The organism is Komarekiella delphini-convector SJRDD-AB1 (assembly GCF_014831675.1).
Taxonomy (GTDB): domain Bacteria; phylum Cyanobacteriota; class Cyanobacteriia; order Cyanobacteriales; family Nostocaceae; genus Komarekiella.
This window is the reverse complement of record NZ_VJXY01000119.1, coordinates 1-5,503: the sequence shown is the minus strand read 5'-3', so window position 1 is coordinate 5,503 and position 5,503 is coordinate 1. Positions and strand designations below refer to the sequence as shown.

Here is a 5,503-nt window from a genome sequence, read left to right as displayed (position 1 = left end):
TACTTTTTGGAGATGTCAGCGCGGCAACAATTATATTCTTGCTCCTATTGGTTGCCCCATTACCAATACACAGATTTATATCCTAGATGCAGATTTACAACCTGTGCCTGTTGGTGAATCTGGGGAATTGTATATTGGTGGTGCTGGACTTGCTCGCGGATACCTCAAACGTCCTGAATTAACTAGAGAAAAATTTATTCTCAACCCTTTTAGCTCTAAAGTTGGAGCACGCCTTTACAAAACTGGCGACTTAGCACGTTACTTGAGCGACGGTAATATCGAGTTCCTTGGTCGTATTGACCACCAAGTGAAAATACGAGGCTTCAGGATTGAGTTAGGAGAAATTGAAGCCATACTAGGTCAACATCCAGATGTGTACCAGACAGTAGTTATTGCCCACGAAAATTTTCCTGGCGACCAACGATTAATTGCATACTTTGTCTCTCATCAACAGATCCCTACAAACGATGAACTGCGTCGCTTCCTCAAGCAGAAGCTACCAGACTACATGATACCTTCTTCGTTTGTGATCCTAGACTTCTTACCTCTTACCTCCAACGGCAAAGTAGACCGAGGCGGTCTACCTGCACCGAAGCAAATTAGACAAGAAGCTCTAGCCACCAAAGTAACTGCTCAGGATGAGTTAGAACTGCGATTAACAGAAATTTGGGAAAAAATTTTGGGTATCCAACCCATCGGCGTGAATGAGAACTACTTTGATTTGGGAGGGCATTCCTTACTGGCGGTACACTTGTTCACAGAAATTGAGAAGACTTTGGGCGAAAATTTGCCTTTATCTATCTTGTACCAAGCACCAACAATTGAGCAACTTGCTAACACAATTCGTCAATCAAGAACGTTAGCATCTTGGTTTTCTCTTGTGGCGATTCAACCTAATGGCTACAAGCCACCGCTGTTTTTAATCCATGCCGTTTTTGGAGATGTTCTTTCTTACAAAGATTTAGCACATCATCTCGGTTCTGATCAACCAGTTTATGGGTTACAAGCTCAAGGTTTGGATGGGAAACAAGTTCCCTACACTAGAATCGAAGACATGGCATCTCACTATATCAAAGAGATACAAACCCTTCAGCCCAATGGCCCTTATTTTCTAGGAGGCTACTCCTTTGGAGGTGTAGTCGCCTTTGAGATGGCACAACAACTCTATAAGCAAGGTCAAAAAATAGGTTTTTTAACTCTATTTCATAGCTCTGCTCCGGCTTCTATCAAACAATTGTCATTCTTTAAGGAAATAGTTATTCATTTGCAGAGTTTGTCCCAAAAAGGATTTACCTATTTTCGTGAAAAAAGTTTTAACAAGTGGTTCCAAAACAATTTCATAAGGAGGTTCCAAAATAAGTTCATAAAGATTAGCTACAAATTTCACCTAGCTCTTGGGCTTCCCTTTCCTCGCATCCACCGTAATCTATACATTAGAGAAGTCAATATACGGGCTTTAAAAGAATATATTCCGTCAGTTTATCCAGGACAAGTGACCTTTATGGAGATCGATGAGCAGATGGAAAAAACAGAAAGTTTAAGCTCTAAACTTGCTCCACAATTAGGCTGGAGTAATTTGGTAGCTGAATTGGATATTCACTACATTCCTGGTAATCACGACTCCATACTCAAAGAGCCAAACGTACAAATTCTGTCTGCAAAATTGAAAGCTTGTTTAGACAGGGCAAACGCATTCATAAAAGATTAATAGGTTGTTTTAAAAGTAAAAGAGATGGTAAAAAACTCTCTCAGTATAAGCTGTAAATAGATAATAGACAGCACCGAGAGAGTAACATGAGTAAAGCATACCCCAGTAACCTGACCCGCGCCCAATATGAATTTTTGAGTGAGATGATTCCAGAAGCAAAACCAGGTGGTCGCAAGCGTGAAGTCGATACGTAGTTATTAGACCTCTTGCAAAAGTCGCTCAGGCAAATTCGGTGTGCCTTATTGCGACTAAAGGTATGTTAATAAGCAAAACTCAATTTTGAAACTGGCTCTGTGACTGGGTTTTAAACACCTGAATCCTTACAAAATAACGACCGTTATCAAAAAGATCCACTTTTTAACTTACCGGATAATATAACCCCGTATTTTTGTTAAATTCCCACCCCATGCCCGATTTATCCTTGCCCTTACACCATGCCACAAAAAGCGGTGAGTGCAGCTTAATTCGCTGCTCGCGTACAGTTTCTACACTGACACCAAGTCTTGAAGCTAAACTTTCTTCTGTTAGCGGTTGGATTCTCTGAGTAGACCGTTGATAAGATGAATTGTTGTACGATTTCTTGGTTTGCTTGAGTTGGTTGTTGAGATAATCTTGAATTTTAAGAATCGCTTCGGCCAATTGTTTGATTCGAGCTGCCATGCCCGAAACTTTTTGTTCTAAATCAGCGAGATTAGGGATTGCTCCAGTTTCGTTGCTATTAGATTCACTTAACAACTGTGACTCCAGCTTATCAAGTCGTTCGCAAATATCCAATATCGTTTGATTCGTGGCGTTGGCGCTATTATTATTGCTAGCAAACAAGTACTCCTCAACCCTTGCCTTAATCTTAGAGTCCAGGCGTTTATCTAAATCATTGCTGACAATTTTATCAAGATCATCTGGAGAACCATTCAGGTAGCGTTTGATAAATTGGGTGAGCGTGGTTGTTGCCGTCGTGCCTTCAGAATTGCAACGGGCAATAAACTGCTCCCACATCTTTTGCTCACAGTTAAAAGATGCCAGTTTCTTGTTTTTCCCTGTTTGGCTCATATTTGGGTTATATCTAGGTAAACCGAGGCTGTCCGCGACTGAGTAAGCGCCAAGACTGGAAGATAGTTACCTAGACAGTACCATGATTAGCGCGTTACTCCTTGCCTAACCCCGCATCAATCATAAGAGCCAGTGATTCTGCATTAAATCTTGTCAGCGATTCCGCCAGTTGTTGAAAATGGCGGTAGTGTTGGTAAGCATAATCATCAGGCTCAAGTCCGAGAAGTTCACAGAATCGCAAATAATCTGTCTGCCAGTTAAATTCTGCGATAGCCGAAGGCTTAAGCTTCGCTTATCGCAGTTGCAAATCTTTCTGCCAGTTTTCTTGATTCTTTACTCGCTGTTGTGGATTTACCGTTATAGTTGTAAGTGCTGCCAGATTCCATTATTTTGTTACCGCATCAAATTTATAGTAGCTTTGTATTATTAGAATTTTACCTCTGACAGGTTTGACCATTAGCAAAAAAGACAAGGGTATAGAAATGGTATATAAACCAGCACAGAAACTAGATCTAATCAGTACAGATTTACCAGTCAGGAAAATAAAGCTTAGTCATGGTGATTTTTGGTAGTCCCGCGTAAACTAAAAAATACTACTTTGAGCGAGTGGTACTCTAAGATGAAGCGAGACAGGCACGGCAAAGCTAAGATTCTCAACCATGAGGAAATACAACTACTCTTCACTGATGGCTTGAAAACAACTCGTGACCGCACTATCTTTGCTACTGCATTATTCACTGCCGCAAGAATTAACGAAGTCGTCACTCTGCTCACTGCTGATATATATGATACAAGAGGCCAAGTGCGATCGCACCTGACGATTCGCAAGTCTAACACTAAGGGGAAACTTGCAACCCGTAGCATTCCCATCATTGAAAATTTGCAAAGTCTGCTGATAGATTACTACCCTCAATCTGGAGAAATGTATTTGTTTCCCGGAAGACATGGGCGCGGACATATCATCTCAGATTCCGCAGCAAGAATACTTAGAAAAGCTTGTGCTAATGTTGGGATAGAAGGGGTAAGTACCCATAGTTTTAGAAGAACAGCATTAACCTCTATGAGCGATCACCAAATTCCGTTGCGAGTCATCGCGGAGGTGTCAGGACACTGTAATTTGTCGGGGCTTCACACGTACCTGGAAGTTCATCTGCTACAAGTGTTGGGGGCAGTGTCGTCCTTAGCGATATTATCTCCAAAAAGTAATGTCGGATTAATGATTTATCCCGACCTCCCTTTGTCAAACGCGGGAGCATCCAACATATAAGTCAGGAGAAATTGTCTCCTGTGGGCTGCTGTTCTGTGACTATACTTGTATTTATAGTTTCCCTAGCACCAGTGTTATTGACCGACTACAAGCGAAACTACCCTATTTAATATTTGAAGCAGAGTGAGTTGAAATGCACTCATTGAGCGACAATAAAAATCAGACACTATAAAACCAGACGAAACTTAACTTGTGTCTGATTATAATGAGAGTATAAGAATGACTCTCTCTGTTGTCCACGTAAACAAGTACCGTAAGGTGATCGCTTCTCTTGGGGCAGTGCAAGCAGAGGCGAAGTTGATTAGCTTGTGGTTGGATGGGAAAGCGGATTCATCTGTCCAGGCATATCGGCGCTATATTAGGCGATTCTTAGATTTCCTAGACAAACCCCTTAAGAAAGTAACCTATGAAGATTTGGTGGAATACAGTACACAATTTCAGGGACAAGCCGACAGTACCCGGCGCATTTACATTGCCGCAGTCAAAAGCCTGATCAGTTTCGCTCATAAAATTGGGTATATCCCTTTTAATGTAGGCATGGCAATAAAACTGGGAGAAATACCAGATATCATCAACGAACGTTATCTCGACGAAGCAGACATCAAATTAATGGTACGGGCCGCTCAAAAACATATAGAACTTGCGAAAACCCCCAGGCGACAGTACACAGCTAAAAGAAATTTACTGATAATTAAGCTGTTGTACCAAGCAGGGCTACGGGCAAACGAAATTTGTCAGTTAACTTGGGCAGATTTGACTTCTAGAAATGACAGTGGTCAAGTGTATGTGCGAAAAGCTAAGGGCAGCAAAAACCGTACCATCCTCATCAAGCCGAAGTTATGGACTGAACTAATGGAGTTCAAGTCAGATGCTAGTGGCACAGATGCAGTTTTCTCCAGCCAAAAGGGTGGACACTTGGAGCGCCAAAACTTACACCCAATCGTGAAGGCGATCGCAGCCGTTGCTGGACTAAGTGATAAAGTATCAGCTCACTGGTTGCGTCATGCCCACGGGTCACACGCCATCGAGAGGGGAACCAACCCTGTATTGGTAAAAGATACTTTGGGTCACTCCAATCTGGCAATTACTGATCGATACCTCAAAGCCAGACCCAACGACAGCAGCGCGTTAAACTTGATGGATCTTTGAGATTAAAACAGATCGTTTAATAAACTCCCACGGAAAAGCGATCGCTCACCTCATCCCCACAATGCCTGGTTCCCAATTACTCCCCAAACAAAAGCAGGTTGTAGACAAGTATCTCGCTACCAATGCACCCACACCACTGCTCATCGAAAGAGTTGGGGGACGCACCGAACCGAAGTACAAGCCTGGGCATTTACCCTGTAACACGAATGGCACTAAGAAAAGCTCTAAGCTATGCTCCATAATGATTACAGGCATTTATGCGATTAATGAGTCAAGGAGTAGCAGCGATCGCGATTTTTTGTAGGTGTCGTGAATATAGGTGCTGTGAA

At 42.2% G+C, this 5,503-nt stretch carries 6 protein-coding genes; 5 read left to right on the top strand and 1 reads right to left on the bottom strand.

Annotated features, from left to right (window positions below):
* Both FNW02_RS37060 and FNW02_RS37055 read left to right on the top strand, forming a co-directional pair.
* Nucleotides 1-1,708: thioesterase domain-containing protein (locus tag FNW02_RS37060; protein ID WP_191762458.1), on the top strand; the 1,708-nt coding region annotated here is incomplete at its 5' end.
* Between the two features lie 86 nt (nt 1,709-1,794).
* The gene (locus FNW02_RS37055; protein ID WP_431356854.1) at nt 1,795-1,902 is read left to right on the top strand and encodes a transposase; all 108 of its coding nucleotides are present in this window, start codon (nt 1,795-1,797) and stop codon (nt 1,900-1,902) included.
* A gap of 163 nt (nt 1,903-2,065) precedes the next feature.
* Here the strand turns inward: FNW02_RS37055 and FNW02_RS37050 are convergent, their stop codons facing one another.
* Nucleotides 2,066-2,758: a hypothetical protein gene (locus FNW02_RS37050; protein WP_225226269.1), complete on the bottom strand. Its 693-nt coding sequence runs from the start codon at nt 2,756-2,758 to the stop codon at nt 2,066-2,068.
* Between the two features lie 619 nt (nt 2,759-3,377).
* Between FNW02_RS37050 and FNW02_RS37045 the strand changes: the two genes are divergently transcribed.
* The 3 genes from FNW02_RS37045 to FNW02_RS39395 all read left to right on the top strand — a co-directional run bounded on the left by FNW02_RS37045 (nt 3,378) and on the right by FNW02_RS39395 (nt 5,478).
* A complete protein-coding gene (locus FNW02_RS37045) occupies nt 3,378-4,025 on the top strand; it encodes a tyrosine-type recombinase/integrase (protein WP_191762457.1) in 648 nt (215 codons plus the stop codon).
* A 219-nt stretch (nt 4,026-4,244) separates the two neighbouring features.
* The gene (locus FNW02_RS37040) at nt 4,245-5,174 is read left to right on the top strand and encodes a tyrosine-type recombinase/integrase (RefSeq protein WP_191762456.1); all 930 of its coding nucleotides are present in this window, start codon (nt 4,245-4,247) and stop codon (nt 5,172-5,174) included.
* A gap of 61 nt (nt 5,175-5,235) precedes the next feature.
* Nucleotides 5,236-5,478, top strand: coding sequence for a hypothetical protein (locus FNW02_RS39395; protein ID WP_225226268.1), 243 nt, complete (start codon nt 5,236-5,238; stop codon nt 5,476-5,478).
* The last annotated feature ends 25 nt before the right edge of the window (nt 5,479-5,503 follow it).

Coding starts and splice junctions, on each gene's coding strand:
- FNW02_RS37055 (WP_431356854.1), top strand. CDS start 1,795: ATGAGTAAAGCATACCCCAGTAACCTGACCCGCGCCCAATATGAATTT.
- FNW02_RS37050 (WP_225226269.1), bottom strand. CDS start 2,758: ATGAGCCAAACAGGGAAAAACAAGAAACTGGCATCTTTTAACTGTGAG.
- FNW02_RS37045 (WP_191762457.1), top strand. CDS start 3,378: ATGAAGCGAGACAGGCACGGCAAAGCTAAGATTCTCAACCATGAGGAA.
- FNW02_RS37040 (WP_191762456.1), top strand. CDS start 4,245: ATGACTCTCTCTGTTGTCCACGTAAACAAGTACCGTAAGGTGATCGCT.
- FNW02_RS39395 (WP_225226268.1), top strand. CDS start 5,236: ATGCCTGGTTCCCAATTACTCCCCAAACAAAAGCAGGTTGTAGACAAG.